Origin of the sequence: Streptomyces sp. NPDC020875, from assembly GCF_040641415.1 — a bacterium.
Classification (GTDB): Bacteria; Actinomycetota; Actinomycetes; order Streptomycetales; family Streptomycetaceae; genus Streptomyces.
This window is the reverse complement of the sequence record NZ_JBFADP010000014.1, coordinates 79088-96620: the sequence shown is the minus strand read 5'-3', so window position 1 is coordinate 96620 and position 17533 is coordinate 79088. Positions and strand designations below refer to the sequence as shown.

12 protein-coding genes are annotated in these 17533 nt (G+C 73.1%); all 12 read right to left on the bottom strand.

The window, feature by feature from the left end; translation table 11 throughout:
- Nucleotides 1–3: 3 nt before the first annotated feature.
- The 12 genes from AB0G74_RS10555 to AB0G74_RS10500 all read right to left on the bottom strand — a co-directional run bounded on the left by AB0G74_RS10555 (nt 4) and on the right by AB0G74_RS10500 (nt 17509).
- The gene (locus tag AB0G74_RS10555; protein ID WP_361143074.1) at nt 4–624 is read right to left on the bottom strand and encodes an EboA domain-containing protein; all 621 of its coding nucleotides are present in this window, start codon (nt 622–624) and stop codon (nt 4–6) included.
- The gene (locus AB0G74_RS10550; RefSeq protein ID WP_361143071.1) at nt 618–1478 is read right to left on the bottom strand and encodes a sugar phosphate isomerase/epimerase family protein; all 861 of its coding nucleotides are present in this window, start codon (nt 1476–1478) and stop codon (nt 618–620) included. Before AB0G74_RS10550 ends, AB0G74_RS10555 begins: the two co-directional genes overlap by 7 nt.
- Before the next feature lie 79 nt (nt 1479–1557).
- Nucleotides 1558–2694, bottom strand: coding sequence for an SCO3242 family prenyltransferase (locus AB0G74_RS10545; RefSeq protein ID WP_361143206.1), 1137 nt, complete (start codon nt 2692–2694; stop codon nt 1558–1560).
- Nucleotides 2695–3476: 782 nt separating this feature from the next.
- Nucleotides 3477–4619, bottom strand: a complete 1143-nt coding sequence (locus AB0G74_RS10540) for an inositol-3-phosphate synthase (RefSeq protein WP_361143203.1) — start codon at nt 4617–4619, stop codon at nt 3477–3479.
- Nucleotides 4620–4933: 314 nt separating this feature from the next.
- The gene (locus tag AB0G74_RS10535) at nt 4934–8641 is read right to left on the bottom strand and encodes a ThuA domain-containing protein (RefSeq protein WP_361143068.1); all 3708 of its coding nucleotides are present in this window, start codon (nt 8639–8641) and stop codon (nt 4934–4936) included.
- Nucleotides 8642–8907: 266 nt separating this feature from the next.
- Complete coding sequence (locus AB0G74_RS10530; protein ID WP_361143065.1) at nt 8908–9912, bottom strand: sugar phosphate isomerase/epimerase family protein; 1005 nt, start codon at nt 9910–9912, stop codon at nt 8908–8910.
- A gap of 84 nt (nt 9913–9996) precedes the next feature.
- Entirely contained in the window at nt 9997–11271 is a 1275-nt protein-coding gene (locus AB0G74_RS10525) for a Gfo/Idh/MocA family oxidoreductase (protein ID WP_361143062.1), read from the bottom strand.
- A gap of 80 nt (nt 11272–11351) precedes the next feature.
- Nucleotides 11352–12404, bottom strand: coding sequence for a substrate-binding domain-containing protein (locus AB0G74_RS10520; protein WP_361143060.1), 1053 nt, complete (start codon nt 12402–12404; stop codon nt 11352–11354).
- Between the two features lie 77 nt (nt 12405–12481).
- A complete protein-coding gene (locus AB0G74_RS10515; RefSeq protein ID WP_361143058.1) occupies nt 12482–13513 on the bottom strand; it encodes an ABC transporter permease in 1032 nt (343 codons plus the stop codon).
- On the bottom strand, nt 13510–15033 hold the full coding sequence (locus AB0G74_RS10510; protein ID WP_361143055.1) for a sugar ABC transporter ATP-binding protein: 1524 nt from the start codon (nt 15031–15033) through the stop codon (nt 13510–13512). Before AB0G74_RS10510 ends, AB0G74_RS10515 begins: the two co-directional genes overlap by 4 nt.
- A gap of 468 nt (nt 15034–15501) precedes the next feature.
- A complete protein-coding gene (locus tag AB0G74_RS10505) occupies nt 15502–16683 on the bottom strand; it encodes an ROK family transcriptional regulator (RefSeq protein WP_361143052.1) in 1182 nt (393 codons plus the stop codon).
- A 286-nt stretch (nt 16684–16969) separates the two neighbouring features.
- Nucleotides 16970–17509, bottom strand: a complete 540-nt coding sequence (locus tag AB0G74_RS10500) for an NUDIX domain-containing protein (RefSeq protein ID WP_361143049.1) — start codon at nt 17507–17509, stop codon at nt 16970–16972.
- Nucleotides 17510–17533: the final 24 nt, after the last annotated feature.

Below are 17533 nucleotides of genomic sequence, written 5' to 3'. Positions count from 1 at the left end.
GGGTCAGACCTCCTGGTGCGGCGCGCCGGTGAGGGTGAGGGCGGCCGTCAGATCGGGGGGTACGGGGCGGGCGGCGGCGGTGCGCTCGGCGGCGTAGTCGGTGAGCATCCGGGCGAGTTCGGTATCGCCCCGGGCGCGCCGGGCGAGCCCGTCGACGGCGGTCAGCGGGACGCCGGTGAAGAGGCATTTGAGTACGGCGTGCCGCCAGGTGTGGGGGTCGAGATGGGCGGCGGCGTACGGGCCGACGGCGGCGGCCACCAGCCGGTTGTCGTTGGTCCGCAGGGCGTCCTCGACGAGGTCGACGGCGGCGCCGGGGCGGTCGGCGAGCCCGCGGAGGTGGGGCAGGGCGAGGAGTACGGCCCGTCGTTCGGCGGCGGTGCCCCGGTGGTAGAGCCGGGCGAGGGTATCGGGGCCTGCGTCGGCCTCGGTGAGGAGGTGGACGCGTCCGGCGTCGGTGTGCGGGGCGCCGAGGTGCCGTCCGGCGGCGGCGAAGGCGGACTCCCAGGGGGCGGTGGTGCGAGCAGGGGCCTCCCGGGCCGTACGCGCCTCGGCGAGTGCCGTGGTGAACCAGTCGCGGGCCGTCGGGTCGAGGGCGGCCGTCAGCTCGCGGCGGGGCGTCAGCACGCGACCGCCCCCTTCGTCGCCGCCCGGCGGAGGAAGTCGATCGAGGCGGCGGCCTGTTCGGGGCCCGCGTGGGAGTGCCGGGGCAGTTCGACCACGGTCAGCCCGGTGTAGCCGGTGCCGGTGAGGGCTTCGAGTACCGGCGGGAAGTCGATCTCGCCGTCGCCGAACGGCAGATGTTCGTGGACGCCCCGGCGCATGTCCTCGATCTGTACGTGGCGGAGCCAGGGCGCGGCCGACCGGACGCAGTCGGCCGGGCTCTCCTCCTCCAGGCACCGGCAGTGCCCGATGTCGAGGGTCAGCCCCAGCGGCTCCGGGTCGCCGAGGAGTTCCCGGAGCCGGTGGAAGTCGGCCAGCCGGGCGAGCAGATGGCCGGGCTCGGGCTCCACGGCGAGGGGGATCCCGGCGGTCCCGGCGGCGTCGATCACGGGCGCCAGGGCGTCGGCGAACCGGCGCCAGGAGGTTTCGGGGTCCGTATCGGGTGGGGCGATGCCGCTGAAGCAGTGCACGGCCGTGGCGCCGAGTCCGGCGGCGACCCGGACAGCGGTGACGAGGAGGGCGGTCCGGGCGGCCCGGCCCCCGGGGTCGGGGTCGACCAGGGACGGGCCGTGTTTGCGGCGCGGGTCGAGGACGTAGCGCGCCCCGGTCTCGACGGCGACGGCGAGTCCGTACCGGTCGAGCAGGGCGGCGGTCTCCCCCGTACGCCGGGCGAGGCCGGGCGCGAGGGGGTCGAGATGCATATGGTCGAGCGTCAGTCCGACGCCGTCGTAGCCGAGGTCGGCGAGGAGCGCGAGGGCGTCGGGGAGCCGGAGGTCGGTCAGTCCGTTGGTGCCGTATCCGAGGTTCGGCCCGTTCATCGCGGCTCTCCTTCCGTGTGCGTGCGCGGCGGTACGCGGTCGCTTCCGGCCGGGGTGCGGCGCCCGCCGGAGGCGGACGTCATGTCGGGCTCACCCGGCGGGCCAGGGCACGGGCGGCCGGTGGCAGGGTCATCAGGGCGAGGGCGGTCACCGTGCCGGACGGCTGTCCCGTACGGGCCGCGAGCAGGGCCTGGAGGGGGATCACGGCCCGGATGCCGCCGCCGACGGCCCGTTCGGTCAGCGGGGGCGACGGGTTGAGGGCGGCGTGCGCGTACGGCACGGCGGCGGTACGGGCGTACGCGGCGGCGAGCGCCGCCGGAACGGCCCGGCCCTCCCGGGCGGCGGCCCCCGCGATCCCGGCCACCAGGGCGAGCGCGCCGAGCGGCGCCCGTACCGAACCGCCGGACACCTCGTGCCGTGAGACGGCGGTGACGGCGTAGGTGTGCGCGCCGAGCACGGCGGCGGCCCGCAGGACGGCCGGGAGTTGTCCGGAGGGCCGGGGCGGGCGGGCGGCGGTCGTACCCGGCCGGGCGGGCCCGGGTCCCGGGCGCGCCGACGGGGGTGCGGTGGCCGGGCCTTCGGCGCCGGGACGGGACGGGGGAGGTACGGCTCCGGAACCGGCGCGGGCGCCGGGTACCGGCCACCGGGACACGGCCGGGGGGTTTCCGGCGGCGGGACGCGACGAGGATGGTACGGCCCCGGGGCCGGGCGCGCGGTGCTCCCGGGCGCCGCCCGTCGCCGTCGCTCCCAGCAGGAGATCGAGCGCCCGGGCGCCGGCCATGGCCGCCGGGCCGAACCGGGTGTGCTTCCAATGGAGGTCGTACGACCAGACCGTGGCCGCGAGCGCCGTGGCGACAGCGGCGGCCGGGCGGCCCGCGCGGGCGGCCAGGGCCAGGCCCGTCGCCGTGAGGGCCGTGGCGGCGGCGAGGGCGGCGGCGGGGGCGATCCGGCCGGAGGGCACGGGCCGGTGGGGGCGTTCGGCGGCGTCCTCGGCCCGGTCGGCCCAGTCGTTGAGCGCCATGCCCGCCTCGTAGAGGCAGACCGAGGCGCCCACCGCGAGCAGGGTGCCGCGATCGGGCCGAAGACCACGGGCGGCCGCGCCCGCGAGGGCGTCGCCCGGGACGGAGAGGACGGCGGAGACCCGGAACAACTCGGCCCAGGCACGGGCCCGGTCGCCGATGGCGGGCCGGACGTCCCGGGAGTGCGCCGACCGCACCCCCGGGACGGAGCCACCCGCCGCGCGGCCGGGTTCGTGGCACCGCCGACGGTGGGCGGGAGCATAGAGCCCCCGGGGCCCGTGGTCGACGGCGTCGACGTCTCCGGCGGACGGGGATGGCCGATTGAGGGACGTCTCCCCGGCAAGCGGAACCGCCCCGGGGATCCGCCCGTCCCGGGTGGAGGACCGGCCGTCGCCGGAGCCGGTCGCACCGTCCGCCCTCCGGCGGCCGGGGCCGTCGATCGGTCCGGTGTCCCGGCGGGCCGCCGCACGGGGCCCGCCCCGGCCGCTGTCGGCCGCTTCCCCGGTGGTAGCTCCGGGGGCGGGCGGTACGGCGCCGGAGGCGGAGTCATCGGCCGACAGGGCCACCCGCCGGGCCGGTGGTCCGAGGCCGTCGGCGGGCGCGGACGGCCCGTCGGCAGGGCGCCGGTGCGTGGCGCGGCGCGGGCCGGGGACCACCGGGATCGTCCCGTCCGCTCGCCCGGGGCCGGACGGGCCCCGGCGGTCCGACCGCCGCCCCGCGTCCTCCGCCCCCGCGTTCGGGGCCGGTCCCGCCGCGCGGGGCGGGTGCGAGGAGCAGGTGGCGGCCCGGTGGCCGGTCCGCGCGGGTGCCGGAGGGGCGAGGGGCCGGGCGAGCCCGCGTACGAACGCGGGCACCGCGGTGGACGCGGACCGCTCCCGGCGGCCCGGGACGGCCAGCGCCGCGAGCAGCCGGGCGATTCCGGCGGCCGGGGCGCGCCCGGCGGCGGGGGCCGCGATCCGGCCGAACAGCGTCGCCGGGCTCATCGCGGGTCCCGCAGCCGGTCCGCGAAGCCGAGGAGCGCCGTGAACTGGTCGGAGAGCGACGAGGAGCCGCCGTCCGGGTCCTTGAAGTAGAAGCCGAGTTCGGGCAGCGGGCCCGTGATGCCCCGTTCATGGGCGCGGGCCACGAGCCGGACCAGGTCGAGGACGAGGGGCGCGGCGAGCGCCGAGTCGCAGCCCTGCCAGATGGTCTGGAGGATCATCCGGGAGCCGAGGAAGCCCTCGAAGGCGATGTGGTCCCAGGCGGTCTTCCAGTCGCCGAGCGCCGGGACGTCGTCGATGTGCACCGTGCCTTCGGGGGCGGTGCCGAGGACGTCGGCGAGTACGCGTTCCTTGCCCGCGTTCTTCGCCGCCGCGGCGGCCGGGTCGGCGAGGGCCGCCCCGTCCCCGCCGCCCAGGAGGTTCGTACCGGACCAGGCCCGGACGGTGAGGGCGCGCTGGACGAACATCGGCGCGAGGACGGAGCGGAGCAGGGTCTGGCCGGTTTTGCCGTCGCGGCCCGCGTGGGGAAGACCGCGGGCCGCGACGGCGGCCAGGAGGGCGGGGGTCCGGAGCCCGGTGGAAGGGGTGAAGTTCACCAAGGGGCAGCCGGCCCGGATCGCGGCGGCGGCGTACAGCGACGAGGGCGCGAGACGGGTCGCGCCCGGTTCGGGTACGGGCTCGGTGCTGGAGACGTCGACCACGACCACCCGGGCGAGCCGGTGCCGGTCCCGGAAGGCGGTGAGGTCGGCGGTGAAGGCGGTGATCAGCTCTTCGTCGGTACGGGGGTCACCGGGCTGGGGGCCGCCGGGCCTGATCCCGGCGTCCGCGGCGGCCAGGTCGGCGTGGACCGCGCGGACCAGTCCGGGCGGCAGGACGCCCGCGTCGGTGAGTTCCTCGGCGCGTTTGGACAGCGGGACACAGACGGTGTCGTGGCCGCCGAAGACGAGGGAGCGGAGGGCGGGCAGTCCGGCTTCGGCGAACGGCGGGGTCTCGGTGACCATGCCGGTCGGCGGGCGGAGTCCGGCGGTGAGCGCGGCGCAGCCCGCGACGGCGGTCGTCGCGACGGAGCCGCGCGCTCCGATCAGCCAGACACCGGTCCGTGCCTCGTGGTCCGGGGTCGCGTCCGGGGTGGCTGCGCGCATCGGGTCGGGTTCGCCGGGGGCGGATTCCTGCGGCACGGCTCTCTCCTCGCGTCGTTCCTGTTTCCGGGGCGGGGATCCCGGCCCCGCCGACGGGCGGAGCGGGGCGGGGCGGGGACCGGGGACGGTCGGGGTGGGCGGGGTCCGTGAACCGGGTGGGCCGGTGGGGGACGGCGGGCGGGGGGTACGGCGCCTCCCCGCCCGCCGCCGTTCTCGGCGGCGCCGCCCCGGCCGGGCCGGGTGGATCGCGCCGGACTCACGGGACCCCGCGGCCTCGTTCGTCCGGCCGATCCGTATGGCTCCGGCTCCGGCTCCGGCTAGGAGGGCAGCTCCTTCAGGGTGATGTTCCGGAAGGACACCTGGTCGGCGGCCCCGTGGTTCTGGAGCCCGATATGACCGTCCTTCAGGCTGCGGTTCGGGTCCGTGTTGGTGAAGTCGTTGATCTTCGCGCCGTTGAGGAAGAGCTGGAGCCGATCCCCTTGCACCTTGATCTCGTACGAGTTCCACTGGCCCGGCGGCCGGAGCACCCGGTCACGGGCCTTGAGGTCGGCCGACTTGAAGCCGTAGACGGAGCCCGTGGTCCGGGCCGGGACGTCGGTGGCGTCGATCTGGATCTCGTAGCCCTTGTTCACGGCCGACCAGGGGTCGTCGGAGGCGGGGAAGCCCACGAAGATCCCGGAGTTGTCGTCGCCCGCGAGCTTCCAGTCCAGCTTCAGGCTGTACGCCTTCAGCTCCCGGGCCTGGTACCAGAGCAGCCCCATGCCGCCCTCGGACCGCAGTTCGCCGTCGGCGACGGTGAACTTCCCGGGCCCGGCCTGCTTCCAGCCGTCGAGGGTCTTGCCGTTGAAGACGGCCCGCTCGCCCTTGGCGGGCTTGCAGTCGGCCTTGATCTGGCCGGACGTGGTACGCAGCCCGCCGAGCAGATGCTGCCGGAAGGCGGGCTCGGCGTACGACTCCTTGGTGTGGCCGCCGCCGGTGTAGAAGGACCGGCCGCCCTCGTAGGTCTGGCACCAGGCGATCGGGTGGTCGCCCTTCATGGTGCCGCCCTGATAGGTCGTCTCGTCGAGGGTGGCGAGGACGCGCACCTGGTCGCGCGGGTTGGTGCGATAGTCGTACCACTCGTCGGTACGGGTCCACTCGGCGTCCAGGTGCTTGGTCGCGGGGTGGCCCCGGTCCTCGACCCGGACGGTCGCGGACTGGATCTGCGGATGGCTGCTGAAGTGGGCGCCGACCAGACCGCCGTAGAACTTCCAGTCGTACTCGGTGTCGGCCGCGGCATGGACGCCCATATAGCCGCCGCCGGTGCGGATGTAGTTCTCGAACGCCTTCTGCTGCTCCGCGTCGAGCACGTCTCCGGTGGTGGAGAGGAAGACGACGGAGTCGTAGCGGGCCAGGTTGGCGGTGGTGAACTGGGCCGCGGACTCGGTGGCGTCGACGGTGATGTTGCTGCCCTTGCCGAGTTCCTTCAGGGCCGCGACCCCGGCGGGGATGGCGTCGTGCCGGAATCCCGCCGTCCTGGAGAAGACCAGTACGCGCTTGGCGGTCCGGTCCGGCGGGCTGTTGGAGAAGGTGAAGTCGTCGAGGTCGTAGAGGGCTCCGGCGCCGCCCTTGAAGACCAGGAAGAGTTCGGTGGACTTCTTCGGGACGCCCCGCAGGGGGATGTCCACGTCCTGGAAGACCTCCCAGCCGCCGGTCACCGGGATCGGCCCGGAGCCGAGGATCTTCCCGGTCGGGGAGCCGGTGCGGACTTCGAGGAAGCCACCGGCGCCGCCGGAGGAGATCCGGGCGGTGAGCTTGGTGGCTCCGGCCAGGTTGTAGGGCTTGAAGGAGATCCAGTCGTCGTTGTCGATATCGCCGACGGTCCGGCCGCCGTTGGCGGTGGGCTTGTCGTACGTACGGATCCCGGACTGGGCGCCGAAGTGCTCGGCCTGCCGGTGGCGGGGCTGGAGCTGGAGTTCGTCCTTGGCGGTCAGCGCCTCCTGGCCGCCCCCGGCCCGGTCGGTGTACTCGGCGACGAGGACTCCGTAGATATTGGCGTTCGGGTCGTGGCCGCCGTCACCGGGGGTCTTGATGGTGCCGGAGCAGCCGTTGGCGCTGGTCAGCTTGTGGGCATGGCTGTCGTGGCCGAGGAAGTAGCTGACGGTGACCTTCGAGCAGTCCACTCCCCCGGACGCCTGGTCCTCGGGGTCGGTGACCTTCACCTTGAACGGGACCTCGTCGCCGAAGGAGAACAGGGCTCCGTCGGCGGGCGCCTCCAGGACGACCGTGGGCGCGGTGTTGCCGACCACGACCCGGACGCTCGCGCCACCGATCCGGCCGGTGGGGTCCTTGACCGTGAGGGTCGCGGTATAGGTGCCGTTCTTGCGGTAGGTGTGGGTGGGGTTCGGGGCGGTCGAGGTGGCGCCGTCGCCGAAGTCCCAGGCGTAGGTCAGGGCGTCGCCGTCCGGGTCGGTGGTCCCGGCGGAGGAGAACGCGACCCGCAGGGGCGCCTTGCCGGAGGTCCGGTTGGCCTCGGCCTCCGCCGACGGCGAGCGGCCCCCGGTGGCGTTCTCGATCCGGTAGAGGGCGGAGTGCTCGTTGCCGCCGAACCAGGCGGTGCCGTAGTCGAGGACGTACAGCGCGCCGTCCGGACCGAACTGCATGTCCATGACCTGGGTACCGGTCCACGGGAACGGATTGATCTTGGCGACGGAGCCGTCGCCGGTCTGCTCGATCCGCTTGATCCACCGGCGGCCGAACTCCCCGGCGAAGTAGTCGCCGTCGTACGCCTCGGGGAACTTCACCGGCGACGGGTTGTCCGGGTCGTAGCGGTAGACGGGACCCCCCATCGGGGACTCGCCGCCGGTGCCGAACTCGGGGACGGAGCCGCCGTCGTACGGGATCCACGCCTTCTGCGCGGGCGGCAGGTCGACCAGGCCCGTGTTGTGCGGGGATTCGTTCCTGGGCGCCTTGCAGTCGAAGGTCGCCCCGGGCTGCTTGGTGGCGAAGTCCCAGTCGGTGTAGGGCTGGTTGAAGGTGTTGCAGAAGGGCCAGCCGAAGTTGCCGGGCTTGTCGACCTTGACGAAGCCGACGGCTCCGGCCGGGCCCCGCCGGGGGTCGGCGTTGGCGGCGTCGGGGCCGTAGTCGCCCACGTACGCGGTACCGGTCTTCGGGTCGACGCTGAACCGGAACGGGTTGCGGAAGCCCATCGCGTAGATCTCGGGCCGTGTCCCGGGTGTCCCGGGTGCGAAGAGGTTCCCCTCGGGCACGGAGTACGACCCGTCGTCGTTCACCTTGATCCGCAGCAGTTTGCCGCGCAGATCATTGGTGTTGCCCGAGGTGCGGCGGGCGTCGTAGGCGGGGTTGCGGCCCGGCCGGTCGTCGACGGGGGTGTAGCCGTCGGAGGCGAAGGGGTTGGAGTCGTCGCCGGTGGAGAGCCAGAGATTGCCCTGGGCGTCGAAGTCGATATCGCCGCCGACATGGCAGCAGATGCCCCGGGTGGCGGGGACGTCGAGGATCTTCTTCTCGCTGGCGCCGTCGAGGGTGCCGTCCGCTTTGAGGACGAAGCGGGAGAGCCGGTTGACCCCCTCCCACTCGGCGAACTGCTCCGCCGTGCCCTCATTGGGGGCGTCACCGGCGGGGGTGTTCATCGGAGGTGCGTAATAGAGATAGACGAAACGATTCTGCGCGAACTTGGGATCGAGACCGATCCCCTGGAGCCCCTCCTCGTCGTGCGAGTAGACCGGGATCTTCCCGACGATCCGGGTCGCGCCCGTGAAATCGGTCATCCGCAGCTCGCCGTTGCGGGAGGTGTGCAGCACACTCCGGTCCGGCAGTACGGCCATGGACATCGGTTCGCCGGTCTCCGCCGCCCCCTTCGCGAGGGTGACCTGCTGGAAGGAGTCGGCGGCCGGCTCGGCGGCGGACGCGGGGGCGGCGGTCGCGGTCTGCGGCGCGGTGACGGTGAACGAGCCCGCGGCGAGCAGGGCTCCGGTCAGGAGCGCCAGGGCTCTGCGCGGTCGTGTTCTGCTTCGTTTCGGGTGCACGAATCTCCTCCGGTAGGGACCGGTCGAACGGGCGGGAAACGTGGAACCGGAGTGCGCCGTCACACCGGGAACCAGCTAGGGACTGAACACATCAGGGACGGTAGACCGGTTCGTCCCGGACGGAAAGCCCTTGCGCGGCGGGGAACTTCGACTTTTCCCCACCACAGGACAAAGAGGGGTGCGGGCAGCCCGGACCGGCCCGGCGGCGGAAGCGGCCACCGGACCGAAGAACCGGTACTGACCTGCTGGGTTATCGGGTCACGGGCTCAGTCCGAGCTACTGAAGGCGGCGTCGAAGGACGCGGCCGGCGGCTCGAAGTCAAAGCGTTTCAGGGCGGAAAGCGCTTGTGGCGCTCCGGTCAGCCGGTCCATCCCGGCGTCCTCCCACTCCACCGAGACCGGCCCGTCGTAGCCGATCGACCGGAGCATCCGGAAGACGTCCTCCCAGGGCACGTCGCCACGGCCGGCGGAGACGAAGTCCCAGCCGCGCCGGGGGTCTCCCCACGGCAGATGCGAGCCGAGCCGCCCGTTGCGGCCGTCCAGCCGCTTCCGGGCCTCCTTGCAGTCGACGTGGTAGATCCGGTCCCGGAAGTCGTAGAGGAAGCCGACCGGGTCGATGTCCTGCCAGACGAAGTGGCTGGGGTCGAAGTTGAGCCCGAAGGCGGGCCGGTGATCCACCGCCGCCAGGGCCCGTTGCGTGGTCCAGTAGTCGTAGGCGATCTCACTCGGATGGACCTCGTGGGCGAACCGCACCCCCTCGGCGTCGAAGACGTCGAGGATCGGGTTCCAGCGCTCCGCGAAGTCCTCGTACCCCCGGTCGATCATCGACTCCGGGACCGGCGGGAACATCGCCACCAGATACCAGATCGAGGATCCCGTGAAGCCGACGACGGTATCGACGCCGAGGGCGGCGGCGGCCCGCGCGGTGTCCTTCAGCTCGGCCGCCGCCCGCCTGCGGACGCCCTCCGGATCGCCGTCGCCCCAGATCCTGGCGGGCACGATGTCGCGGTGCCGCTCGTCGATGGGGTGGTCGCAGACCGCCTGGCCGACCAGATGGTTGGAGATCGCCCAGCAGCGCAGCCCGTACCGGTCGAGCAGGGCACGGCGGCCCTCGATGTAGCCGGGGTCGGCCAGCGCCTTGTCGACCTCGAAGTGATCTCCCCAGCAGGCGAGTTCCAGACCGTCGTAGCCGAAGTCGCGGGCGAGTCTGCACACCTCCTCCAGGGGCAGATCGGCCCACTGGCCGGTGAAGAGCGTGAACGGACGTGGCATGGGTTCCCTCCTGGCCTTCCTGTTCCTCGGGGCGACCGGCGGAGCCGCCGGGGGCGGGCGCCGGTCGCCGTGGTGCCGCGGCGGTCATCCGGGGGTTACGGGGATCACCGGAGCCGCGGGCGCTACGGGCATCACCGGGTTTACAGGGGTGTAGACCGCGTCGTTCTCCGCGCTCCGGGCGACGGCCGCGAGCACCCGCTGCACCTGGAGGCCCTCCGCGAACGACGGCGACGGTACGGCTCCGCTCGCCAGCGCCTCCACCAGATCGCGAGCCTGGTGGGTGAATGTGTGCTCGTAGCCGAGTCCGTGCCCCGGAGGCCACCACGCCGACAGATAGGGATGGTCGGCCTCGGTGACCAGGATCCGTTTGAATCCGGCGGAGACGGCGGCCTCGGTGTGGTCGTGGAAGGAGAGTTCGTTGAGCCGTTCGAGATCGAAGCAGAGGGAGCCCAGCTCCCCGTTGATCTCGAACCGCAGGGCGTTCTTGCGGCCCGCGGCCATCCGGGTGGCCTCGAAGGACGCCAGCGCCCCGGACGCCAGCCGCCCGTTGAAGAGGGCCGCGTCGTCCACGGTGACCTCGCCGAAGCCGGGGCCGGGGCCCGGCGCGCCGCCGGGCCCGCCGCCCGGGAGCCCGGTGGACACCCCCGCGGGCAGCGGGCGTTCCCGTACGAAGGTCTCCGAGAGCGCCGACACCCCGACCAGCCGCTCCCCCGCCAGATGCTGGGCGAGATCGACGATATGGGCGCCGAGGTCGCCGAGCGCGCCCGAGCCGGCCTGCTCCTTCCGCAGCCGCCAGGTCAGCGGGGCCAGCGGGTCGACCAGCCAGTCCTGGAGATAGCTGAACCGCAGATGGCGCAGGGCGCCGAGGCGGCCGGTGGCGATCAGCCGGCGGGCGTACGCGACGGCCGGGACCCGCCGGTAGTTGAAGCCGACCATGGCGAGCTGGCCCCGGGCGGCGGCGGCCTCGGCCGCCGCCGCCATGGCCTCCGCCTCGGCCACCGAGTTGGCGAGCGGCTTCTCGCACAGCACGTGCTTGCCCGCCTCCAGGGCGGCGATCGCGATCTCCGCATGGGAGTCGCCCGGGGTGCAGACGTCCACCAGCTGGACGTCGTCACGGGCGACGAGGTCGCGCCAGTCGGTCTCGGCAGCCGCCCAGCCGTGCCGTGCGGCGGCGGCCCGGACGGCGGACCGGTCACGGCCCGCGATCGCCGCGAGCACCGGGCGGACCGGCAGGTCGAAGACCCGGCTCACATTGCGCCAGCCCTGGGAATGGGCGGCGCCCATGAACGCGTATCCGACCATGCCGACGCCGAGCGTCGGCGGCGCGGCCCCGGGGTCCTGGGCGGCCTGCTCTTCCATACGGATGTCCTCCTCGTCGCGGTACGGCTGGCTCGGTCGGCCACGGGCCCTGCGCCGGTCCCGGGCCGCTGGCGGGCCGGTCAGATGAAGCCGGTGGGCAGGTACTGGTCGACGTTGTCCTTGGTGACGACGGCCGAGTAGAGGGTGATCGAGGCCGGGATCTCCATCTCGGCCATCCCACCGACGCCCTTGCCCTGGGCCACGGCGCGGGCGATGTCGACGGCGGACGCGGACATCGTCGGCGGGTAGAGAACGGTCGCCTTGAGCACGCTGTCGTCGGCCTTGATCGCGTCCATGGCGGACTTGGCCCCGGCGCCGCCGACCATCAGGAAGTCCTTCCGCCCGGCCTGGGCGATGGCCCGCAGGGCGCCCACGCCCTGGTCGTCGTCGTGGTTCCAGAGGGCGTCGAAGTCGGACTGGGCCTGGAGCAGTTGCGCCATCTTGGCCTGGCCCGACTCGACGGTGAAGTCGGCGGCCTGGCGGGCGACCTTGCGGATGTTGGGGTAGTTCCTGAGGGCGTCGTCGAAGCCCTGGGTGCGCTGTTTGGTGAGTTCGAGGTTGTCCACCCCGGCGAGTTCGACGACCTTGGCGTCCGGCTTGCCCTTGAGCCGTTCGCCGATGTAGTTCCCGGCGTTGAGGCCCATGCCGTAGTTGTCGCCGCCGATCCAGCAGCGGTACGCCTGCGGGGAGGCGAAGATCCGGTCCAGGTTGATCACGGGGATGCCCGCCTTCATGGCCTCCAGGCCGATCCGGGTCAGGGCCTTGCCGTCGGCGGGGAGGATGACGAGGACGTCGACCTTCTTGTTGATCAGGGTCTGGACCTGGCCGATCTGGGCGGCGGTGTCGTTGGAGCCCTCGGTGATCTCCAGGGTGACGTCGGAGTACTTCTTCGCCCGCTGCCTGGCGTTGTCGTTGATGGCGTTGAGCCAGCCGTGGTCGGCCTGGGGGCCCGCGAAGCCGATGGTGACGGGCTTGCCCGGCTTGTCGTCGGAGACCGGGGCTTCGGCCGGGGCCGGATTGCTCTCCTTCTTGGACGGCTCGTTGCTGGTACAGCCGGTGAGCAGGGCTCCGGCCGAGACGGCGGCCGTTCCGAACAGAAGTCCTCTGCGGGACGGTACGGAGATTTCGGGCATGGCGGATCAGACCCTTCGGCTGGGCGGGTGGTGAGGGTGATGGAGCCGGGGCGGGGGGCGGGGTGGGAGACGGCCGGTCAGGTCTCGCCGCGGCGGCGCAGGGTGTGGTGCTGCACCAGGACGGCGACGACGATGATCGCGCCCTTGGCGATCTGCTGGACGGCGGTCTCCAGATTGTTGAGGGCGAAGATATTGGTGATCGTGGTGAAGATCAGGACGCCCAGTACGGAGCCGACGACGGTGCCCCGGCCGCCGCTGAGCAGGGTGCCGCCGATGATGGCCGCGGCGATGGCGTCCAGCTCGTACAGATTGCCGTTGGTGTTCTGGCCGGAGCCGGAGAGGACGACCAGCATGAAGGCGGCGATGCCGCAGCAGAGTCCGGAGAGCAGATAGAGATAGAGCCGCTGGCGCCGGACGTCGATCCCGGCGAGCCGGGCGGCTTCGGGGTTGCCTCCGACGGCGAAGGTCCGGCGGCCGAAGGTGGTCCGGTTCAGGACGAACCAGCCGACCGCCACCACGGCGGCGAAGATCAGTACCAGCGGGGGGATCCCGAGGACGTAGGCGTCCTTGACGCCCAGGTCCAGGACGGAGTCGACGGTGACGAGCTGGGTCTTGCCGTCGGTGATCTCCAGGGCGAGGCCGCGGGCGGAGGCCAGCATCGCGATGGTGGCGATGAAGGGGACGAGCCCGCCGTAGGCGATCAGCAGCCCGTTGACCAGTCCGCAGCCGAGTCCGACCAGGATCGCGGTGAAGAGGATACCCGCGAAGCCGAACTCCTGGGTGGCGACGGTGGTGGCCCAGACGGACGCCAGGGCGACCATCGCGCCGACCGAGAGGTCGATCCCGCCGCTGGTGATGACGAAGGTCATGCCGACGGTGACCACACCGATGATCGACGCCTGGGTGAGCACCAGCTGGAGGTTGCTGACGGCCAGGAACTCGTCGGGCTTGGTGGCGCCGCCGACCACGATCAGGGCGACCAGGACCCCGAGCAGGGAGAGGTTGCGGATGTCGAGCCGCAGCCCGGCGGCGGGCCCCTTCGGCGCGGGCGGCGGTGTCTTCAGGAGGCTCGGCGCGTCCTGGCGCGCCGCGGATGCGGGCTGCGTCATGCCGTCGGATTCCCTTCCATCACGAGATCGAGGACTCGGTGTTCGTCCAGGTCACGGGCGTCGGCCGTATGTACGACGCGGCCCTCGTACAGCACCAGTACGCGATCGGCGAGACCCAGCACCTCGGGCACTTCACTGGAGACGAGGAGTACGGCCAGGCCCTCGTCGGCCAGCCGCCGGACGACGGCGTACAGCTCGGCCCTGGCACCGACGTCGACCCCCCGGGTGGGCTCGTCGAGGAGCAGTACCCGGCAGCCGCGGAGCAGCCAGCGGGCCAGTACGGCCTTCTGCTGGTTGCCGCCGGAGAGGGTACGGACGGGGGCGTCCGGGTTGTCGGGGCGCAGCGACAGCTCCCGTACGGCCCGGTGGGCGGCGGCGCGTTCGGCGGACCGGTCGAGCCATCCCGCGCGGGCGAACCGGGACAGGGCGGAGATGGTGACATTGCGGGTGACGGACTCGGTCAGCAGCAGACCCTGCGCCTTGCGTTCCTCGGGCGCGAGACCGATTCCGGCGGTGACGGCGGCCCGGACGCTGCCGGGCCGCAGCGGGCGGCCGTCGACCAGGACGCGGCCCGCGTCGGACCTGCGGGCGCCGTAGATCGTCTCCAGGATCTCGGAGCGGCCGGAGCCGACGAGTCCGGCGAGGCCGACGATCTCGCCGGGGCGGAGTTCGAGGTCGACGGGGGCGAACTCACCGCTCCGGGTGAGCCCTTCGACCCGGAGGACGGGTTCGGCGGCGGCCGGGACGGGTTCGGCGGGGCGGGGCGGGAAGACGTACTCCACCTTGCGGCCGGTCATCAGGGCGACCACGTCGTTGGTGGGGGTGGACTCGGCGGGCAGCCCTCGGGCGACGGCCCGGCCGTCCTTGAGGACGGTGACCCGGTCGCCGATCCGGCGGATCTCCTCCAGCCGGTGCGAGATGTAGACGACGGCGACTCCGCCGGCGGTGAGTTCGGCGACGATCCGGAAGAGGTTGTCGACCTCGTCGGGGTCGAGGGCGGCGGACGGCTCGTCCATCACGATCAGCCGGACGTCGTGGGAGAGGGCACGGGCCATGGAGACGATCTGCCGCTGGGCGGCGGAGAGTTCGCCGACGGCCCGGCCGGGGTCGATCTCGGGATGGCCGAGCCGGTGCAGCAGTCCGGTGGTGGCGGCCTTGGCGGCGCCGCTCCGGATCACGAACCCGGCGGCGGTGGGTTCGTGTCCGAGATGGACGTTCTCGGCCACCGACAGGCCCTCGACCAGGTCGAGTTCCTGGTAGATGGTGGCGATCCCGAGTCGCATGGCGGCGATCGGGGAGCGGAGCCGGACGGGCTCGCCGCGCCAGCTGATGGTGCCGTCGTCGGGCTGGTGGACCCCGGCGAGCACCTTGATCAGGGTCGACTTGCCCGCGCCGTTCTGGCCGAGGAGGCAGTGGACCTCACCGGCCGCGACTTCCAGGTCCACCCCGTCGAGGGCGCGGACGCCGGGGAACGACTTGGTGATCCCGGACATGGTGAGCAAGGGCGGTTCTGGTGCCATGACAATTCCCCTCGGCGGGTACGGCCGCGCGCGGGCGGATGCGGTCGCGGCGCGCGGGACGCGGTGCTGAACGGCGTGCGTCTGGTACGTGTGGGGGCGCTCGGGTGCGGTACGGGGGCGGCGCCGCCGGACTGCGGGCGGCGGGCGGGGGCGGCCGGATATCTGGTGGCACGTGTTACCAACGGCACGACCGGGCTCTTCCCGGTGGTGCGCGCGGAGTGGACTTCGCCTGATGAGGGTGGGCGGGGGCGGGGAGTCGAGGGCGGCGGACGGTTCGGGTCGTACGGCGGTGCACAGGGCTACGGGAGCGTACGGAGGCGTACGGATCCCGGGGTTCGTACGGGTCCTGCGGGCGGTGCGCGGTTCCGGTCGTACGGGCGGTGCGCGGTTTCCGTGGTGCCGGTGGTGCGGATCAGGCGGGTCGTACGGATCGGACGGTGGTTCGGTTCGGGTCGTACGGCGCCGGGGTCAGGCCGGCGAGAACAGGTGGTCGCTGATGAGCCGGGCCGCGCCGATGACTCCGGCGACGGCGCCCAGCTCGCCCAGGACGATGGGCAGATTGCCGGTGGCCAGCGGCAGGGACCGGCGGTACACCTGGGTTCTGACGGCGGCCAGCAGATTGTGGCCGAGGCCGGTCACCCCACCGCCGATCACCACCAGGCCCGGGTTGAAGAAGCTGACGAGCCCGGCGATGACCTGGCCGACGCGGTTGCCGCCCGCCCGGATCAGCTCCAGGGCGGCGGTGTCCCCGGCGGACGCGGCGGCGGCCACGTCCACGGCGGTCAGCCGGCCCTTGGCGGCCAGCCGTTCGGCGAGTTCGGGCGAGCGTCCGGCCCGCGCGGCCTCCTCGGCGTCACGGGCGAGCGCGGCACCGCTGAAGTGGGCTTCCAGGCAGCCCTTGTTGCCGCAGGCGCAGGCGCGGCCGTAGGGGTCGACCTGGATATGGCCGATGTCCCCGGCGCTGCCGGTGGTGCCCCGGTAGACCTCGCCGCCGACGACGATGCCGCAGCCGATGCCGGTACCGATCTTGACGCAGAGGAAGTCCCCGACGGAGCGGGCGACTCCGGCGTGCTGTTCGCCCATGGCCATCAGATTCACATCGTTGTCGACCATGACCGGGCAGCCGAGGTCCTGGCTGAGCGCCTCCCGGACCGGGAAGCCGTCCCAGCCGGGCATGATCGGCGGTGCGACCGGGACGCCCTCGGGGTAGCGGACGGGGCCGGGGACCCCGATGCCCGCGCCGTCGAAGCCCTCGGCGAGTCCGGTGGCCTTCAGCTTGGCGGCCATCGCCAGTACCTGCTCGAAGACCGCGACCGGGCCCTCCCGGACGTCCATCGGATGGTTGAGATGTCCGAGGACCTCCAGTTCGGCGTTGGTGACGGCGACGTCGACCGAGGTCGCGCCGATGTCGACGCCGAGGAAGCGGAGTTCGGGGGCGAGCCGGATGTTGTGGGAGCGGCGCCCGCCCCGGGAGGCGGCGAGCCCGTCCGCGACGACCAGCCCGGTCTCCAGCAGCCGGTCGACCTCGACGGCGAGTTTGGAGCGGGAGAGGTCCACCAGGTCGCCGAGCTGGGCCCGGGAGCTGGGCCCCCCGTCGCGCAGCAGCCGGAGCAGCCGCGCCTGGTGCGCGTTCGCGGGTCGAGCGGTCATACGTCTCAATGCCCCTCCCCTCCCCCGGCCATCGGCGTGGGGACCCCATCGGCCCGGACCGGCTGATCGGGCTTTCGAGGGGAACGTAGCAGCGCTTTCACCAAGGGGGAAGAACTTGCGCAGAGTTCCATGGCAACTTTCTCCACGCACTGGACAAAGCCGGGAGTACGGCAGGACGATCGCCCGGTTCGACGGCCCGAGGCCGCCCGGATGACCCGGCACTGCCCTGCCTTGCCCTGCCTTGCCCTGCCTTGCCTTGCTCTGTCCGTCCGGCGCGTCGGCCCGGCTATTCGCCCGGAGTCGCCTCGTCGCGGCCGGACCCGGACGGCGACGCCGACGACGGATCGCCGTCTCTGCCGCCGTCCGTCAGTGCGGCCAGCCGGTCGAGAAAGGCGACCTGCCCCGCCACCAGCAGTTCCCGGGCCGTCGCCGGGTCCACCCACGCCACTCGGTCGATCTCGGGGAACAACTGCTCCCGGCCGGAGTGCGGTGGCCACTCCATCATGAATCCGCCCGGTTCGATCCGCTCGGGATCGAGATCACCGGCGAGTGCCCAGAGGGTGACGATCTTCCCGTTGGGCTGGCGTTCCTCGCCCAGTTCGAGCCACTCGCCGTCGTCGGGCGGGGCGATCCCCAGTTCCTCCTCGAACTCCCGGCGGGCCGCGGCCCTGGGCTCCTCGCCCTCCTCGACCAGCCCCTTCGGGAACGACCAGGCGCGGGCGTCCTTCTTCGCCCACAGCGGGCCGCCCATATGGCCGATCAGGACCTCGGTCCGCCCGTTCCGCTCCCGGTACAGCACCAGCCCGGCGCTCCGTCTCACCACCATGGGGCCAGTCTGCCGGGCGGCGCC